This is a genomic window from Amycolatopsis iheyensis (assembly GCF_024703995.1).
Taxonomy (GTDB): domain Bacteria; phylum Actinomycetota; class Actinomycetes; order Mycobacteriales; family Pseudonocardiaceae; genus Amycolatopsis; species Amycolatopsis iheyensis.
In genome coordinates this window covers 61,248-76,344 of sequence record NZ_JAMXQV010000015.1, presented here as the reverse complement: position 1 = coordinate 76,344, position 15,097 = coordinate 61,248, and the positions used below count along the sequence as shown (strand labels likewise).

At 72.6% G+C, this 15,097-nt stretch carries 17 protein-coding genes and 1 pseudogene; 8 read left to right on the top strand and 10 right to left on the bottom strand.

What is annotated here, in order from left to right; genetic code table 11:
- The first annotated feature begins 37 nt into the window (after nucleotides 1-37).
- Nucleotides 38-1,006 carry a LysR family transcriptional regulator gene (locus tag M8542_RS27015; RefSeq protein WP_257923054.1) on the top strand — a complete coding sequence of 323 codons (969 nt, stop codon included), beginning with the start codon at nucleotides 38-40 and terminating at the stop codon, nucleotides 1,004-1,006.
- Here M8542_RS27015 and M8542_RS27010 read toward each other — a convergent pair.
- Nucleotides 931-2,394: a leucyl aminopeptidase family protein gene (locus M8542_RS27010; protein WP_257923053.1), complete on the bottom strand. Its 1,464-nt coding sequence runs from the start codon at nucleotides 2,392-2,394 to the stop codon at nucleotides 931-933. The two genes, M8542_RS27015 and M8542_RS27010, sit on opposite strands and share 76 nt — an antisense overlap.
- 89 nt (nucleotides 2,395-2,483) lie before the next feature.
- Nucleotides 2,484-2,651 carry a DUF3117 domain-containing protein gene (locus M8542_RS27005; protein ID WP_013222969.1) on the bottom strand — a complete coding sequence of 56 codons (168 nt, stop codon included), beginning with the start codon at nucleotides 2,649-2,651 and terminating at the stop codon, nucleotides 2,484-2,486.
- A 198-nt stretch (nucleotides 2,652-2,849) separates the two neighbouring features.
- Here M8542_RS27005 and M8542_RS27000 point away from each other — a divergent pair, with 198 nt between their 5' ends.
- Nucleotides 2,850-3,644, top strand: coding sequence for an enoyl-CoA hydratase-related protein (locus tag M8542_RS27000; protein WP_257923052.1), 795 nt, complete (start codon nucleotides 2,850-2,852; stop codon nucleotides 3,642-3,644).
- A gap of 41 nt (nucleotides 3,645-3,685) precedes the next feature.
- On the opposite strand, the gene M8542_RS26995 is transcribed toward M8542_RS27000, so the two are convergent.
- The 5 genes from M8542_RS26995 to M8542_RS26975 are packed head-to-tail and all read right to left on the bottom strand — an operon-like array spanning nucleotide 3,686 to nucleotide 6,005.
- A complete protein-coding gene (locus tag M8542_RS26995; protein WP_257923051.1) occupies nucleotides 3,686-4,249 on the bottom strand; it encodes a DNA-3-methyladenine glycosylase I in 564 nt (187 codons plus the stop codon).
- Entirely contained in the window at nucleotides 4,242-4,700 is a 459-nt protein-coding gene (locus tag M8542_RS26990; protein WP_257923050.1) for an SRPBCC family protein, read from the bottom strand. Before M8542_RS26990 ends, M8542_RS26995 begins: the two co-directional genes overlap by 8 nt.
- Nucleotides 4,697-5,020 (bottom strand): DivIVA domain-containing protein, encoded by a 324-nt coding sequence (locus tag M8542_RS26985; protein WP_257923049.1) that lies wholly within the window; start codon nucleotides 5,018-5,020, stop codon nucleotides 4,697-4,699. Before M8542_RS26985 ends, M8542_RS26990 begins: the two co-directional genes overlap by 4 nt.
- Nucleotides 5,017-5,685 (bottom strand): permease prefix domain 1-containing protein, encoded by a 669-nt coding sequence (locus M8542_RS26980; RefSeq protein WP_257923048.1) that lies wholly within the window; start codon nucleotides 5,683-5,685, stop codon nucleotides 5,017-5,019. Before M8542_RS26980 ends, M8542_RS26985 begins: the two co-directional genes overlap by 4 nt.
- The gene (locus M8542_RS26975; RefSeq protein ID WP_257923047.1) at nucleotides 5,682-6,005 is read right to left on the bottom strand and encodes a helix-turn-helix transcriptional regulator; all 324 of its coding nucleotides are present in this window, start codon (nucleotides 6,003-6,005) and stop codon (nucleotides 5,682-5,684) included. Before M8542_RS26975 ends, M8542_RS26980 begins: the two co-directional genes overlap by 4 nt.
- 141 nt (nucleotides 6,006-6,146) lie before the next feature.
- Here M8542_RS26975 and M8542_RS26970 point away from each other — a divergent pair, with 141 nt between their 5' ends.
- Genes M8542_RS26970 through cydC form a run of 4 tightly spaced genes read left to right on the top strand, consistent with a single transcriptional unit; the run spans nucleotide 6,147 to nucleotide 11,452 of the window.
- Nucleotides 6,147-7,310 carry a cytochrome ubiquinol oxidase subunit I gene (locus M8542_RS26970; protein WP_257923046.1) on the top strand — a complete coding sequence of 388 codons (1,164 nt, stop codon included), beginning with the start codon at nucleotides 6,147-6,149 and terminating at the stop codon, nucleotides 7,308-7,310.
- 3 nt (nucleotides 7,311-7,313) lie between these two features.
- The gene (gene cydB, locus M8542_RS26965) at nucleotides 7,314-8,300 is read left to right on the top strand and encodes a cytochrome d ubiquinol oxidase subunit II (RefSeq protein ID WP_257923045.1); all 987 of its coding nucleotides are present in this window, start codon (nucleotides 7,314-7,316) and stop codon (nucleotides 8,298-8,300) included.
- Nucleotides 8,301-8,309: 9 nt separating this feature from the next.
- Nucleotides 8,310-9,869 carry a thiol reductant ABC exporter subunit CydD gene (gene cydD / locus M8542_RS26960; RefSeq protein ID WP_257923044.1) on the top strand — a complete coding sequence of 520 codons (1,560 nt, stop codon included), beginning with the start codon at nucleotides 8,310-8,312 and terminating at the stop codon, nucleotides 9,867-9,869.
- The gene (gene cydC / locus M8542_RS26955; protein WP_257923043.1) at nucleotides 9,866-11,452 is read left to right on the top strand and encodes a thiol reductant ABC exporter subunit CydC; all 1,587 of its coding nucleotides are present in this window, start codon (nucleotides 9,866-9,868) and stop codon (nucleotides 11,450-11,452) included. The genes cydD and cydC overlap by 4 nt, the downstream gene beginning before the upstream one ends.
- Here cydC and M8542_RS26950 read toward each other — a convergent pair.
- Nucleotides 11,388-12,290, bottom strand: a complete 903-nt coding sequence (locus M8542_RS26950) for a glucosyl-3-phosphoglycerate synthase (protein WP_257923042.1) — start codon at nucleotides 12,288-12,290, stop codon at nucleotides 11,388-11,390. The two genes, cydC and M8542_RS26950, sit on opposite strands and share 65 nt — an antisense overlap.
- Before the next feature lie 50 nt (nucleotides 12,291-12,340).
- Between M8542_RS26950 and M8542_RS26945 the strand changes: the two genes are divergently transcribed.
- Nucleotides 12,341-13,015: a lysophospholipid acyltransferase family protein gene (locus tag M8542_RS26945; protein WP_257923041.1), complete on the top strand. Its 675-nt coding sequence runs from the start codon at nucleotides 12,341-12,343 to the stop codon at nucleotides 13,013-13,015.
- Here M8542_RS26945 and M8542_RS26940 read toward each other — a convergent pair.
- Both M8542_RS26940 and M8542_RS26935 read right to left on the bottom strand, forming a co-directional pair.
- Nucleotides 13,012-13,440: a peptidase inhibitor family I36 protein gene (locus M8542_RS26940; RefSeq protein ID WP_257923040.1), complete on the bottom strand. Its 429-nt coding sequence runs from the start codon at nucleotides 13,438-13,440 to the stop codon at nucleotides 13,012-13,014. The two genes, M8542_RS26945 and M8542_RS26940, sit on opposite strands and share 4 nt — an antisense overlap.
- 62 nt (nucleotides 13,441-13,502) lie before the next feature.
- Nucleotides 13,503-14,219 (bottom strand): SDR family oxidoreductase, encoded by a 717-nt coding sequence (locus tag M8542_RS26935; protein ID WP_257923039.1) that lies wholly within the window; start codon nucleotides 14,217-14,219, stop codon nucleotides 13,503-13,505.
- Between M8542_RS26935 and M8542_RS26930 the strand changes: the two are divergent.
- Nucleotides 14,128-15,087, top strand: a pseudogene (locus M8542_RS26930) (LysR family transcriptional regulator); the annotation flags it as partial. The gene M8542_RS26935 and the pseudogene M8542_RS26930 sit on opposite strands and share 92 nt — an antisense overlap.
- Between the last annotated feature and the right edge of the window lie 10 nt (nucleotides 15,088-15,097).

The following is a 15,097-nucleotide window of genomic DNA, read 5'->3' as shown; positions in this document are numbered from 1 at the left end:
AATACGTCCAATGCGTCGATCTGGCATGATTGATGCGATGACGTATGACTCGCTGTCCGCGCAGGTGGCACCGCACCTGCCACTGCTCGCCGCGCTGCGCGAGACGAGGAACGTCACACGCGCGGCCGAGCTGCTGGGCGTGCCGCAGCCGACGGTGAGCCGCCGGCTCGCGACGCTGGCCGACGCGCTGGGGGCGCCGCTGACCGTCCCGGACGGCCGCGGCATCCGGCTCACGCGCGCGGCCGAACTGCTGGCCGAAGCGGCCGAACGCGGCCTGGCGGCGGTGGACAACGGCGTCCGGCTGGCGCGCGAGGAGGTCGCGCCGGAGTCGGGGCACGTCGTGCTGGGGTTCCTGCACCTGCTCGGGCGGTCGCTGGTGCCGGAACTGCTGCGCGGGCACCGGGCGCGGTACCCCGGAGTGCGGTTCACGCTGGTCCAGGGCTCGCGGCAGGAGATGGTCGACCGGCTCGCGGGCGGCGAGCTGGACCTGGCGCTGCTGGCCCCGCTGCCCTCGGTGCCGACACTGGTCTCCGCGGGCCTGGTGGAGGAGGAGATTCTGCTGTCGGTCCCGGCCGGGCACCGCCTGGCCGGGCGGAAGTCGGTGCGGATGGCGGAGCTGGCCGACGAGGAGTTCGTGCTGCTGGAGCAGGGCTACGGAGTCCGGACGCTGACGGACGAGCTCTGCGCGGCGGCGGGCTTCACACCGCGGATCGCGTTCGAGGGCCAGGAGTCGGACACGGTGCGCGGCCTGGTGGCGGCGGGCCTGGGGGTGGCGTTGCTGCCACGGTTCGGCCCGGGCACGCCGGCGGGGGTCGCGGAGGTGCCGTTGGAGCCGACGCCGTTCCGGACGATCGGCTTGGTCTGGCGAGCAGAAGAGCCGATGACCCCGGCGGTCACCGGCTTCCGCGACCACGTCCTCGCGAGCCGGAATCAGGCCAGCGACGCCGCCAGCTCCACCAACGTCCGCGCCGCGAACCCCGTCGCACCCGGGACGACCTCGTCGTAGTTCTTCTCCGACCGCGCCGGACCCGCGATGTCCAGGTGCGCCCACGGCAAGCCCGAAACGAACTCGCGCAGGAACAACGCCGCCGCGATGCCGCCCGGGCCGCCCGGGGTCTGGCGGACGTCGCCGAACTCGCCGCGGACGCTCTCCGCGTAGTCCTCCACCAGCGGCATCCGCCACCAGGCCTCGCCGACGCGCGAACCCGCGCCGGCGACCAGCGCCGCCAGCGCGTCGTCCGAAGCGAACAGGCCGCCGGTGCGCAGGCCCAGCGACACCTTCATCGCGCCCGTCAGGGTGGCCGCGTCGACCACGTAGTCGGGCGAGAAGCGGCGGATCCCGTAGACCAGCGCGTCCGCGAGCACCATCCGGCCCTCCGCGTCCGTATTGGACACTTCCGTCGTCTTGCCGCCGTAGTGCCGGACGATGTCGCCCGGCCGGTACGCCGAGCCCGACACGTGGTTCTCCGCCGCGGGAACCAGCGCCGTCACGCGCACCGGCAGCTCCAGCGCCGCGACGGCGCGGATCGCCGCGATCACCGCCGCGCCGCCCGCCATGTCCGTGCGCATCAGGTGCATGCCGTCGGCCGGCTTGATCGACAGGCCGCCCGTGTCGAACGTGATGCCCTTGCCCACCAGCAGCAGGTGCCGGGCCGCCCCCGACGGCTGGTACGTCATCTCGATCAGCCGCGGCGGGCGCGCGGAACCGCCGCCGACCGCCAGGACGCCGCCGAAGCCCTGCGTCGTCAGCCACTTCTCGTCGCGCACCGCCACCTCGACGCGCGGGCCGGCCACCCGGGCCGCCGTGTCCGCGAGCCAGGCCGGGGTCTTCACGTTGGACGGCGTGTTCGCCAGGTCGCGGGTCAACGCCGTCGCGCCCGCCAGCACCGACGCGCGCGCGACCAGCGCGGTGAACGGCTCGACCGCGCGGTCGTGCGCCACCAGCCGGATCGTCCGCACCGACGGCTTGGGGTCGTCGCCGGTCACCTTGAACCGGTAGCCGCCGAGCAGCAGCCCCAGCGCGAGCTCGGTGACGTGCTCCCCTGACGCTTCTTCGGGCAGCGCCAGCTGCACCGCGCGGAAGGCGCGACCGCCGTGGTCGACGTCGTCCGCCAAGGCCGCGTTCACCGCGCGGACCAGCGCCGCGCCGGCTTTGCGGTACTGCTTGGGCTCGCCGTCGCCGAGGCCCGCGACCCAGCGGGGCCCGTCGCCCGTGACCGTCTGCACGTCGCCCGCCTTGCCGGTGATCCGCACGCCGCCGATCTCCAGCGGCTCGGACTCGACGTCGTCGGCGGGCGCGGCCACCAGCCGGGCCGTCGGGGCGCCGCGGCGCAGGTCGCCCGCGACCTCGATGTCGAGCAGACTAGTCGGAACGGGGGGTAGCGGATTACGCACAGTGAGCAACCTTCGGGCGCAGAGGAACCGCGACCCCGGCCTCCGAAGGAGACCGGGGTGCGACGGAAGGACGGTTCTGGGGAGGCTTGCTAGCCGGTGACCTCCGCCAAAGCGGCGCCGAGGTCCTTGGCCTCCTCCGCGGAGAGTTCGACGACGAGTCGCCCACCACCCTCGAGCGGTACGCGCATCACGAGGCCCCGCCCCTCCTTAGTCACTTCGAGGGGACCATCTCCGGTCCGGGGCTTCATGGCCGCCATAGCGTGCTCCCTCCGTCTCAACCGGCGCGCCCGGGTCGCGCTCGCGTGAAAGCCAGCCGGGTCTTGGGTCCATTGTCCCTCATCAGCGGCCGGGCGCATCAGCGGAGGGGATCTTTTGCCGCCGTATCGGTGCTGGTATGCGGCTCGCGCGAGGTGAAAGACTGTCGAACGACCGATGCATCCGCGCAAGGAGAAGACGTGACCACATCCGACGTCCTGTTGACCGCCGACGCCGACGGGGTGCGCACCCTGACCCTCAACCGGCCGCAGGCGTACAACTCGCTGACCGTCGAGCTGAAGGAAGCACTGCTCGCGGCGCTGCGCGAGGCGGCGGGCGACGAGGCTGTCCGCGCGGTCGTGCTGACCGGTTCCGGCAAGGCGTTCTGCGCCGGCCAGGATCTGAAGGAGCACGTGGGACTGCTGCAGGCGGGTGACCCCGCCCCGCTACACACGGTGAAGGAGCACTACAACCCGATCGTCAAGGCGATCGTGGACATGCCGAAGCCGGTCATCGCCGCGATCAACGGCACCGCCGCCGGCGCCGGGGCCGCCTTCGCCTACGCCAGTGACCTGCGGATCGCCGCCGAATCGTCGTCGTTCCTGATGGCCTTCGCCAACGTCGGGCTCGGCCCGGACTCGGGCGCGTCCTGGACGCTGCAGCGGCTGGTCGGCTACGGCCGCGCCGCCGAGCTGATGCTGCTGGCCCGCACCGTCGACGCCGCCGAGGCGCAGCGGCTCGGCCTGGTCGGCGAGGTCGTCCCGGACGAAGAGCTGCCGGCCCGCGCCCAGAAGGTCGCGGCGCGGCTCGCGGCCGGGCCGACGGTGGCCTACGCGAAGATCAAGGGCGTGCTCAACCTGGCCGCCCAGTCGACGTTCGACGAGGCCCTCGCGGCCGAGGACGCCGCCCAGACGGCGCTCGGCGCGACCGCCGACCACACCGAGGCCGTCGAGGCCTTCGTCGGCAAGCGCAAGCCGAACTTCCAGGGCAAGTGACGCTCGTGAGTGTTTAGGGCGGTTCTAACCGCCCTAAACACTCACGAGGCGCGGAAGCAGCCCGCGACGTGGTCGTCGACCATGCCGGTGGCCTGCATCAGCGCGTAGCACGTGGTTGGGCCGAGGAAGACGAAGCCGCGTTTCTTCAGCTCCTTGGCCATCGCCTTGGACTCGTCGGTGATCGCCGGGACGTCCGACATGGACGCCGGCCGCGCGTGCGAGGCGGGCGCGAACGACCACAAGAGGTCGTCCAAGGGCGTATCGAGCGAAGCGATCGCCTGGGCGTTCTTGATCGCGGCCAGGATCTTCGCCCGGTTCCGCACGATCGACGCGTCCTGCATCAGCCGCTCGACGTCGGCGTCGCCGAACTTCGCCACCTTGACCGGCTTGAACTGCTTGAACGCCTTCCGGAAGCTCTCGCGCTTGCGCAGGATCGTGATCCACGACAGCCCGGACTGGAACGACTCGAGGCACAGCCGCTCGTACAGCTCGTCCCGGCCGTGGAGCGGCACGCCCCACTCTTCGTCGTGGTAGGACGCGTAGTCCGGCGTCGAATTGCCCCAGCTGCACCGCGCGACGCCGTCGGCGCCGAGAAGCTCACTCATCCCCACCCACCGAATAACCTTCCGCGAACCGCGCGAACCGCCGCAGCGACTGGCGCACCCCCAGCGCGAACGCCGGCCGCACCACCGGCCAGCCGAGCCGGCCCAGCGGCCCGAACGGCAGCCGCAGGTGCTCGGCCCAGACGAACGTCGAGCGCTGCGCGCCCTTCGGCACCACCTGGAACACGCCGGTGCCGGCGACGAAGCTGCCGAGGTGCCGGACCGCGCACCGCACCGGCGGCTCCCAGCTGGTGATCTCCATCGTGTCGGTGAAGCCGATGCCGGCCACCCCGGTGAACGCCGAGAGCCGTGACCCGACGCTGCGGCCGTTGCCCTCGACGACCTCGACCTCGGTGCCGAGCATCCACTCGCCCTGGCGCGTCCAGTCCGTCAGCGCGAGCCAGGTCGTCCCGGCCGGGGCGCGGACGTCGACCGACAGGATCAGATCCGTCACTGGGCGCCTTCGGGCGAGCTCTCCCGCTCGCGTTCGCGCTGCTCCAGCTCGGTGACCCGGGCACGCAGCTCGTCGAGCTCGACGCCGAGGCGCCGCAGCACCCAGTCCACTTCGGACATCTTGTAGCCACGCAGCACCAGCTGGAACCGGACCTCGGTCAGGTCCTCGCCGGTGATGTCCTCGGCCGGCAGCCGCGTCGGCGAGCTGCCCGGCGGCAGCGGGGCGAGCTCCTCACCCCGGCCGAACACGACGGCGGCGAGCAGGAACACCACGGCGGCCACCAGCAGCATGACTACGAGGTAGATCAGCGCGGTCGTCACGCGACGATCGTGGCATACCCACCCCAGGATCGTCTCGCGAGCACGACGAGCCGCAGCGAAAGCAGCACCCAGGCGACCATCAACAGGACGCACGGGACGCTCAGGAACAGCCTCGAAGCGTCCACGAAGCCGGTGGTGCCGATCAGCAGCCCGACCGAGGCGAGGTTGACGCCGACCGCGAGCGCGATGAGGACGCCGCAGAACCGCGCGAGCCCGACGCCGTCCAGGCGCCGGCTCAGCCAGCGGATGCCGAGCAGCGCGAGCACGCCGATCACCGGCACGACGAACACCGCGCCGTGGGTGACGTGCGTGACGACCTGGTACCACCCCGGCGTCGGCGTGGTGAACCTCGTCCATTCGCCGAAGGTGAGGATCCGGGCGTAGTCCCACGAGATCTGCATCGCCGGCACGCCGAGGACGAGCTTCCAGAGCGTGCGGACGCCGCTGAGCATGCCGAGCTCGGCCTGGTAGTCGCGGGCGACGACGGCGGCCGGGCCGAAGTCGGCGACCGCGCGGCGCTCGGCGTCCTCGACGCTCCAGCCGCCCGCGCGGTAGGCGTCCGCGGCGTCGTGCAGGCCGTCACGGGCCTCGCCCAGCAGGTCGGCCTTGAAGCGGCCGCAGCCGTGCAGCCGATGGTCCAGCTCCTGGATGTAGCCCTCGATCATGCGTCCGCTCCCAGCACTCCCCCGATGACCGCCGTGAACTCCCGCCACTCGGCGCGTTCGGCGGCCAAGGCCTGCTGCCCGGAGCGGGTGAGCCGGTAGGTGCGGCGCTTGCGGCCGGACACGACGTCCCATTCGCTGGCCAGCCAGCCGGCCCGCTCGAGCCGGCGCAGCGCCGGGTACACGGTGCCGGTCGGCAGGTCGAGCGCGCCGTCGCTGCGCAGCTGCAGCGCCTCGATGATCGCGTAGCCGTGCAGCTTGCGGCCGTCGAGCACCGCCAGCAGCAACGCGTCGAGGTGCCCGCGCAAGGTGTCCGCCTTCATAGGTACGCAGTCTACGCATGCCCACCCCGGACACGCTATTGACCGGGCACTCCGGACACACCGGGGTATTTCCCGGAGATGACCCGGATCTCATGGATTTGATGGCTACATGTAGGCAGTCTACGTATATAGTCGCTCGGCATGGACGCACTCCCGGTCGCGAGACTCCAGTTCGCGACGACGACTTCGTTCCACTTCCTGTTCGTGCTGCTCACACTGGGGTTGGTCACGCTGGTGGCCGTGATGCAGACGCGCTGGACGCTCGGCGGCAAGCCCGAGCTGCTCCGGATGACGCGCTTCTGGGGCCGGTTGTACGTGATCAACTACGCGCTGGGGATCGTCACCGGAATCGTGATGGAATTCCAGTTCGGGCTGACCTGGACCGGGCTTTCCGCATTCGCCGGTGACGTCTTCGGCGCGCCGTTGGCCATCGAGACGCTGGTCGCGTTCTTCCTCGAGTCGACCTTCCTCGGCCTGTGGATCTTCGGCTTCGGGCGGCTGAACAAGTGGCTGCACCTGACGCTGATCTGGCTGGTCACGCTGACCGCGTACGCGTCGGCGCTGTTCATCATGCTGGCCAACTCGTTCCTGCAGAACCCGGTCGGCAGCCGCCTGGAAGGCGGCACGCTGCACCTCGACGACTTCGGCGCGCTGTTTTCGAACCCGGCGCTCGTCGCCTCGCTGCCGCACGTGCTCAGCGCGGCACTGGTGACCGGCGGGTTCTTCGTGGTCGGCGTCAGCGCGTACCACTTCCTGAAGCGCACGACCGAGGTCGAGTTCTTCCGCCGCTCGATGCGCATCGGCGTGGTCGCGGCGCTGGTCGGCTCGATCTTCGTGGTCAACCAGGGCTTCGCGCAGTTCGGCGAGCTGAAGATGTACCAACCGGACAAGCTCGACGAGAGCGTCGTCGGGATGCCGCTGGGCGCCATGATCGGGCTCGGGTTCCTGATGTTCGTGTGCGCGATCCTCGGCACGCTGCTGCTCTTCCGGAACTGGGTGACCAAGGCGCGGTTCCTGCACTACCTGATGGTCGCGGCGATCCCGTTGCCGTTCCTCGCCTCGATCATGGGCTGGCTGGTGCGCGAGCTCGGCCGCCAGCCGTGGCTGGTCTGGGGGAAGCTGCGCACCGCGGACGCGATCGCGGACGTCCCGGCCGGCCAGATCCTGTTCTCCTTCATCGCCTTCTCACTGCTGTTCGCCGCGCTCGCGGTCGCCGACTGGGTGCTCATGGCGCGGGTCGCCAAGCGCGGCCCGGATCCGGTCGAAGAAGAGCCCGCCGAACTGCCCGTCCTGAGCGGAGTCTGACCGATGGCGACCATCTGGTGGTGTGTGCTGGGTCTGCTGACCTGCGGGTACTTCGCGCTGGCCGGCTACGACTACGGCGTCGGCATGCTGCTGCCGGGCTTCGAGTCCGGCGAGCGGCGCCGGCGGCAGACGCTCGGCGCGCTCGGGCCGTTCTTCCTGGCCAACGAGGTGTGGCTGGTGGCCGCGGTCGGCCTGCTGTTCGGGGCGTTCCCGCACCTGGAGGGCAAGGTGTTCGCCGGGGCGTACGTCCTGGTCGTGACGCTGCTGCTCGGCCTGGTCACGTTCACCGCGTCGATGCAGCTGCGCAGCCGCCGCCCGGACGCCCGGCGCGGCGCGTGGACCGCGGGCATCGTCGGCGGCGCGCTGGTGACGGCGCTGTCGTGGGGCCTGTTCCTCGGCAACCTGCTGGTCGGGCTGCCCCTGGACGCCGACGGCTCGCCGTCCGGGGACGTCCTGGCGCTGTTCAACCCGTACGCGGTGCTGTGGGGCCTCGGGTTCGTCGCGTTGTTCTGCCTGCAGGGCGCGGCGTTCCTCGCCGTGCGGGCGCCGGCCGAGCTGACCGGCCGCGCGGTGCGGCTGGCCCGCGCCTTCGCGGCGCCCGTGCTCGCCTTCCTCGTCGTCGCCACCGGCTGGGGCTTCTTCGCACTGGACGGCGGCACCGGGTTCGGCGTCGCGGTGGTCGTGCTGGCCTTTGCCGCGTTCCTGGTGCTGCGGGTCGCGCTGGCGACGCGCCGGCACCGGGTCGCGCTCGTCGGGTCGATGGTGCTGTCGGCGTGCCCGGCCCTGCTCGTCGGGGTGGTCCGGTTCCCGACGGTGCTGGTCGCCACCGACTACGCGATGAGCGTCGACCAGGCGGCGACAGCGTCCGGGACGTTCGCGGTGCTCGCCTGGTTCGCGCCGCCGTCGGTGCTCCTGCTGCTGGTCGTGCAGTGGCTGACCTGGCGCGCGCACCGCCGTCCGCTCGACCAGCGCTCGCTGCTGCACTTCTAGGGGGACGTCGTGCCTGCTCTGCCCGGACTCCGGCGGTACCTCGCCGCGCTGAGCGCGCTCGCCGTGTTCACCGCGGCGGCGGTGCTCTTCCAAGCCGAAGGTCTCGCCACGCTGCTCACCGGCGGCGGGGTGTCCCTGTTCCTCGTCGTGGCCGTCGCCGCCCGCGTCCTGCTGACCGCGGGGCACGGTGTCCTCAGTGGACGGTTCGCGGCGTCGGTGCGCGGTGGTCTGCGCCGCCGGCTGCTCGACTCCCGGGCCGAGCGCGCCGGGGTCGTCGCGACGCAGGTGACCCGCGGGGTCGACGCCACGGACAGCTACCTGACCGGCTACCTGCCGTCGCTGGTGGTGTCGGTCGTGGTGCCGGTGGCGGTGATCGTGCGGCTGTTCACGACGGACCTCGTGTCGGCGCTGGTGGTCACCGTGACGCTGCCGCTGATCCCGGTGTTCGCGATCCTCATCGGCAAGCACACCGCGGCCCGCACGCAGCGGCAGTGGTCGTTGCTGACGAAGCTGGGCGGGCACTTCCTCGACGTGGTGCGGGGGCTCGGGACGCTGAAGGTGTTCGGGCGGGCGGCGGCCCAGGCGTCGACGGTCCGGGCGATGGCTTCGGCGCACGCCGACGCGACCGTGAAGACGTTGCGGGTCGCCTTCCTGTCCGCGTTGGTCCTGGAGCTGGTCGCGACCATGTCGGTGGCGCTGGTCGCGGTGCCGATCGGGTTCCGGCTGCTGTCCGGCGACGTCTCCGCGCGCACCGCGATGCTGATCCTGGTCCTGGCGCCGGAGGCGTACCTGCCGTTGCGGGCGGCGGGCGCGAAGTTCCACGCCGCGGCCGAAGGGCTGGCGGCGCTGCGGGAGGCGCTCGCGGCACCGGTGGTTTCGGTTCGGAAGGCGGCTTCCACCCGCCGTCGAGGTGCGCCTTCGCTGGTGCTGGAGCGGGTTTCGGTCGACTACGACGGCGTTCCCGCACTGTCCGAAGTGGATCTGTCCGTGCCGGGCGGCTCGCGGTTGGCGTTGGTCGGGCCGAGCGGGTCCGGGAAGAGCACGCTGCTGGCGCTGCTGCTGGGGTTCGTGACGCCGTCATCGGGACGAGTGCTCGTGGACGGCGTGGACCTGCGCACGCTCGACCCCGCGGACTGGCTGGCGGACGTGGCGTGGGTGCCGCAGCGGCCGACGTTGTTCCGGGGGTCGCTCGCGTCGAACATCGCGCTGGGTGCGGCCGCCGACGTCCCGGCCGCGGCGCGGGCGGCGGCGCTGGACTCGGTGGCGGCCGGGCTGCCGGCCGGGTTCGACACCCCGGTCGGCGAGCTGGGTTCGGGGTTGTCGGCCGGCCAGCGGCAGCGCGTGGGCCTGGCGCGGGCGCTGGCCCGGACGTCGGCGGGGCTCCTGCTGCTGGACGAGCCGACCGCCCGCCTGGACTCCCGCACGGAGTCGGCGGTGCTGTCCGCGACGCGCCGGCTGCTGCCGGAACGGACGGCGGTGCTGGTCGCCCACCGGCCGGCGATGGTTTCCCTGGCCGACCGCGTGGTCGAGCTGCGGGCCGGCCGGGTGGGCGCGGAGGTGGCGGCGTGAACCGCTGGGCCGTGTCCCCCCGAGACGTCCTCCGGCTCCTGCGCGCGGCCTTGCTGGGCGCCGGCGCCGAACTCGCCGCGCTCGCGCTCATGGCGACCGCCGCCTGGCTGCTCCTTCGCGCCGCCGAACGCCCGCCGCTCGGGGCGCTGACCGTGGCCATCGTCGCCGTCCGCACGCTCGCGCTGCTGCGCGGCGGGCTCCGGTACGCCGAACGGCTCGCCGGGCACGAAGTCGTCCTGCGGTGGCTCACCACCCTGCGGACCCGCGTCTACCAAGCCCTCACACCGCGCTACTCCGGCGGCGACCTCGTCACCCGGCTCGTGTCCGATGTGGACGCTCTGCAGGACGCCGTCCTGCGGTGGTTGCTGCCGGCCGGGGTCGCCGCGCTCGTCGGGAGCGTCGCCGTCGGGGTGACCGCGACGGCGTCGACGCTCGCGGCCGGGGTGCTCGCGGGCGGGCTCGCGGTCGCCGGGGTGCTGCTGCCGTGGCTGGTCGTCCGGAGCACCGCGCGGGCGGCCGAAGAGAACGCGCCGAAGCGGGCCGAGCTGGCCGAACGCGCGGTCGAGCTGGTGACCGGGCACCGGGAGCTGGTCGCCGCCGGGGCACTCGCCGCGCACCGCGCCCGGGCGGACGACGTCGTCGGCCACCTCGTCGTGCGCGAGCGGAAAACCATGGGCAAAACCGCCTTGTTCGCGGCGGCCGGCGTGCTCGTCCAGCTGGGCACCACCGTCGCCGTCGCACTGCTCTGCCACGCCTCCGTGCCCTGGACCGCCGCCCTCACCCTGGCGGCGATGACCGCCTTCGAGGTCGTCCTCCCGCTGATCGGCGCGGCCCGGCGCGTGCCGGAGATCCGCGCGTCTGCGACCCGCGTGCAAGCCGTCCTCGCCACGCCCCCACCCGTCCCGAGCCCGCGTTCCGTACAAAGTGGACACTTCCGGCTGGAGCGGGCCGGCGTGCGGTATCCCGGCCGCGCCCCGGCACTGCGGGACGTCGACCTCGACCTGCCGCCCGGCAAGCGCGTCGGCATCCTCGGCCCCAGCGGCGCGGGGAAGACCACGCTGCTTCGCCTGCTCCTCGGCGCCGAAACACCGACCGAAGGCCGGGTGCTCCTCGACGGCCACCCGCTCGACGAATACGCCGACCTGCCGCGCCTCGTCTCCGGCGCCGAAGCCGACGCGCACGTCTTCCACACGACTGTCCGCGAGAACCTGCTGATCGCCGACCCGGACGCGACCGACGACGAGCTGCGCGAAGCCTGCGAGACCGCCGGTTTCGACCTCGGGCTCGACCGCGAAACCGGGCCGGACGGCGACCGGCTCTCCGGCGGGCAGCGCCAGCGGCTGGTCCTCGCCCGGGCCGTGCTCGCGAACCCCCGCGTGCTGCTGCTCGACGAGCCGGTCGAGGGGCTCGACCCGGCCCACGGCGACGCCGTCCTCGCGAAAGTGCTTGCGAAGGCCCGGGGCAGCGTCGTGCTCGTCACCCACCGGCCCGAGCACCTGGCCGGGTTCGACGAGGTCGTCACCCTCGAGGACGGGCGAGCACTTCCCGCATCGGCGGCCGGTCCGCGACCGGCACCTCGGTGACGTCCGGCAGCCATTCCTCGTCGACCTGCACGAACTGCGTGAACGGCGCGTCCGCGGCCGGGACCCCGCAGCGCGCCAGCGCCGTGCCGAGGATCTGCCGGGACATCACGCCCAGCTGCAGCAGCGAGCGGTTCCGGTGCTTGCGGACGCCGAGGTTGACCTGCGCGAGCCCGTCGAGGCCGTAGCGCGCCTCGGCGTCGAGCAGCAGCCCGATCTCGACGCCGTAGCCGGCGGCGAAGGGCACCGATTCGAGGAACTCGCGGGTGCCCGCGTACTCGCCGCCGAGCGGCTGGACCAGCCCGCCGAGCGACGGGCGCAACGCCGAGAGCACCGGTCGCGCCAGCAGCTCGGTGACGCGGCCGCCGCCGCTGCTCTCCAGCCGCAGCGGGCGGCGGTAGAAGCCCTTGACCAGGTGGACGCCGCTTTCGGTGACCAGCGGGCCGAGCAGCGAGAGCACGAACGACGGGTCCGGGTCGACGAGGTCGGAGTCGAGGAAGACGACGAAGTCGCCGCTGGTCGCGGCCAGCGAGCGCCACAGCACCTCGCCCTTGCCCGGCACGGTCGGCAGGTCCGGCAGGACGTCCTCCCGGCGGACCACCCGCGCGCCGGCGGCCTCGGCCGTTTGGACGGTGCGGTCCGTGGAACCCGAATCCACGACGACCAGCTCGTCGACCACGCTGCCGACCAGCGGCCGCACCGACGCGACGACGTCGCCCACGGTCCGCTCTTCGTCCAGCGCCGGTAGCACGACGGAAACCGTCCGGTCACCCTTCGCGGTCACGATGTCCTCGGGGGCCCAACCGGGCTCCTGCCATGTCCGCCGCTCGAACCAACTCACGAGTAACGATCGTGCCATGCTGGTGTCACCGCACCGAGGAGGAGGACCACTTGATCGCGCTGCTTGTCCGGTTCGTGCTGGGCCCGCTGGCCAGGGCCGTGTACCGGCCGGAGGTGATCGGCGTGGAGAACGTGCCGGCCGAGGGCCCCGTGCTCCTGGCCGCCAACCACCGCGCCGCGCTCGACACCGGCGTGATCACGTTCGCGACCCCGCGGCAGGTCAAGTTCCTCGGCAAGGCGGAGTACTTCACCGGCAAGGGCCTCAAGGGCAAGCTGATGGCCGGGTTCGTCGGCGGGCTCGGCTACATCCCGGTCGAGCGCGGCAACGCCCAGGCCGGGCTGGCCGCCCTCGAAGCGGCGCGCAAGGTGCTCGACGCGGGCGGTGTCTTCGCGATCTACCCCGAGGGAACTCGCTCCCTGGACGGCCGGCTGCACCGCGGCCACACCGGCGTCGCGGCGCTGGCCCTGGCGACCGGCGCGAAGGTGGTGCCAGTCGCGCTGACCGGCACCGAGGGCCTCCAGCCGGGCGGTGCCCGCATCCCGCGCCGGGCCAAGATCGCCATCACGTTCGGCAAGCCCCTCGACTTTTCGCGGTACGAGGGCCAGGACTACTCGCCGGCGATCCGCCGGTCGGTGACCGACGAGGTGATGTACCAGATCCTGGAGATCTCCGGGCAGGAGTACGTGGACACCTACCACAAGCGGCCGAGTGAGGGCGTCGCCTAGTTGGCGATCCAGAGCAGCGAGCTGGTGAGGTTCGCGAAGCTGTACTTCGGCGCCAGCGGGCCCCGCCAGCCGCGGCCGATCAGCAGCTTGCGCCCGGGCTGGTAGTAGTTGTAGCCGATGTTTTCGTAGAGGGCCCAGACGTTGCCCGTCCGGTTGTAGGCGTACTGGAACTTGTCGTTGAACACGTAGCCGTTGATCGCCTTGGTCAGATCGGACGACCCGTCCTGGAAGCGGGCCCAGTGGCCGGTGGCGTCGGCGTTCTCCCAGGCGCAGAACCACCCTTCGGGGCAGTCCTGCCAGGAGCTGGCGGTCGCGAAGCCGCTGGTGGCCGCCGAGGCGGGCGCAGCGGCCAGCGCCAGGGCGGCCACGGGCGCCAGCAGCACGGCCGCGAGCCGCCGGACCACGCGCTTGCTCGTCCGGACCATGGTGGGCTCCTTCCCTCGGTTCGCCACCCTCCACGCGTGGACCGGCCCGGCGGTTTAGGCCGTCACCAGGGCACCGGACCCTCGTCGTCGACGAAGGTGCCCGTCGGGCCGTCCGCCGGGATCGTCGCCATCCGGACCGCCGCGACCGCGCCTTGGGCCGGCGTGCGAAACCCCCGGTGGCCGTTCAGGTCCGTCGCGCAGAAGCCCGGGCAGACCGCGTTGACCAGGATCCCGTCCGGGCGCAGCTCCCGCGCGTACTGCAGGGTCAACGACGTCAACGCGGTCTTCGACGGGGTGTAACCCGCCGAAATCGGCAGCGGGGTGGCGGGCTCGGCGTTCCGGGTCAGGGACGCGGCGCTGCTGGAGACGTTGACGATGCGCGGCACGGCCGACCGGCGCAGCAGCGGCAGCAGCGCGTTCGTGACCGTGATGACGCCGAAGAAGTTCGTCTCGAAGACCGTGCGCAGCGTGCCGAGGTCGGCGGTGCTCGGGCTCTGGCGCGCCAGGTCGGTGCCCGGCGGGCTGGCGACGGCGGCGTTGTTGACCAGCACGTCGAGCCGGCCGTAGCGCTCCTCGATGCGGGCGGCAGCGGCGGTGGCCGACGCCGGGTCCGTCACGTCGAGGACCACGGAGTCGACGCCCAGCTCCGCGGCCGCCTTCTCGCCCAGCTCCGCGTCGCGGGCGCCGATGACGACGGTGTGCCCGAGGGCGGCCAGCTGCGCGGCGATCTCGCGGCCGATGCCCTTGTTCGCGCCGGTGACCAAAGTGATTTCGTCCATGGCTCCAGCACACCAGCGGGACGCCCGCGCGAGCCAACACCGATGCCGCATCGGCGGATACCCTGGCGGTATGGAGACGCGGGAGCTCGCGTATTTCGTCGCGGTCGCCGAGGAGCTGCACTTCGGCCGGGCGGCGCAGCGCCTCGGCATGGCGCAGCCGCCGCTGTCGCGCGCCATCCAGCAGCTCGAACGCCGCATGGGTGTGCCGTTGCTGAACCGCACGAGCCGCGGCGTGAGCCTGACGCCCGCGGGCACGGTTTTCCTTGCGGAGAGCCGCAAAGCGCTCGACGCGGTCGACGCCGCGGTGCGCCGGGCGCAGCGTGCGGGGCAGGCGGCGCCGAAGCTGCTCGTGGCGATGAAGACCGACGGCGACGCCGGCCTGCTCGAACGGATCCTCCCCGGTTACCGGGCCGACCCGGACGCGATCGACGTCGAGATCGTCGTGTGCGGGGTCGGCGAGCAGTCCCGCATGCTGCGCGACGGCCGCGTCGACCTGGCGTTCCTGCACGGCCCGCACGACGACTACGTCGGGTTCGACACCGAGCTGCTGCTGGAGCAGGACCAGGTGGCGATGCTCCCCCGCGGCCACCGGCTGGCCGACCGGGCGGCCCTGGTCCTGGCCGACCTCGACGGCGAGCCGTTCCCCCGCTGGCCCGGCAGCGACGTGCCCGGGCCCGAGGTGCGCGACGCGGGACAGCTGCTGCAGCTGGTGGCGCTGGGCCAGGTCGTCGCGGTGGTCCCGGAGTCGGCCCGACGCCACGTGCGCGCGGACGTCGTGTGCGTGCCGGTGCTCGACGCACCCCGGACGTCGGTGGTGCTGGCCTGGCCGGACCGGACCCGCTCGCGCGTGGTGGCGGCGTTCGTGCGGGCCGCCACCG

Excerpts from the sequence above, each read along its gene's own strand:
- M8542_RS26975 (WP_257923047.1), bottom strand. The coding sequence starts at position 6,005 with ATGAAGGCGGACACCTTGCGCGGGCACCTCGACGCGTTGCTGCTGGCG.
- cydB (WP_257923045.1), top strand. The coding sequence starts at position 7,314 with ATGGCGACCATCTGGTGGTGTGTGCTGGGTCTGCTGACCTGCGGGTAC.
- M8542_RS26995 (WP_257923051.1), bottom strand. The coding sequence starts at position 4,249 with ATGAGTGAGCTTCTCGGCGCCGACGGCGTCGCGCGGTGCAGCTGGGGC.
- M8542_RS26970 (WP_257923046.1), top strand. The coding sequence starts at position 6,147 with ATGGACGCACTCCCGGTCGCGAGACTCCAGTTCGCGACGACGACTTCG.
- M8542_RS27005 (WP_013222969.1), bottom strand. The coding sequence starts at position 2,651 with ATGGCGGCCATGAAGCCCCGGACCGGAGATGGTCCCCTCGAAGTGACT.
- M8542_RS26935 (WP_257923039.1), bottom strand. The coding sequence starts at position 14,219 with ATGGACGAAATCACTTTGGTCACCGGCGCGAACAAGGGCATCGGCCGC.
- M8542_RS26980 (WP_257923048.1), bottom strand. The coding sequence starts at position 5,685 with ATGATCGAGGGCTACATCCAGGAGCTGGACCATCGGCTGCACGGCTGC.
- M8542_RS26940 (WP_257923040.1), bottom strand. The coding sequence starts at position 13,440 with ATGGTCCGGACGAGCAAGCGCGTGGTCCGGCGGCTCGCGGCCGTGCTG.
- M8542_RS27015 (WP_257923054.1), top strand. The coding sequence starts at position 38 with ATGACGTATGACTCGCTGTCCGCGCAGGTGGCACCGCACCTGCCACTG.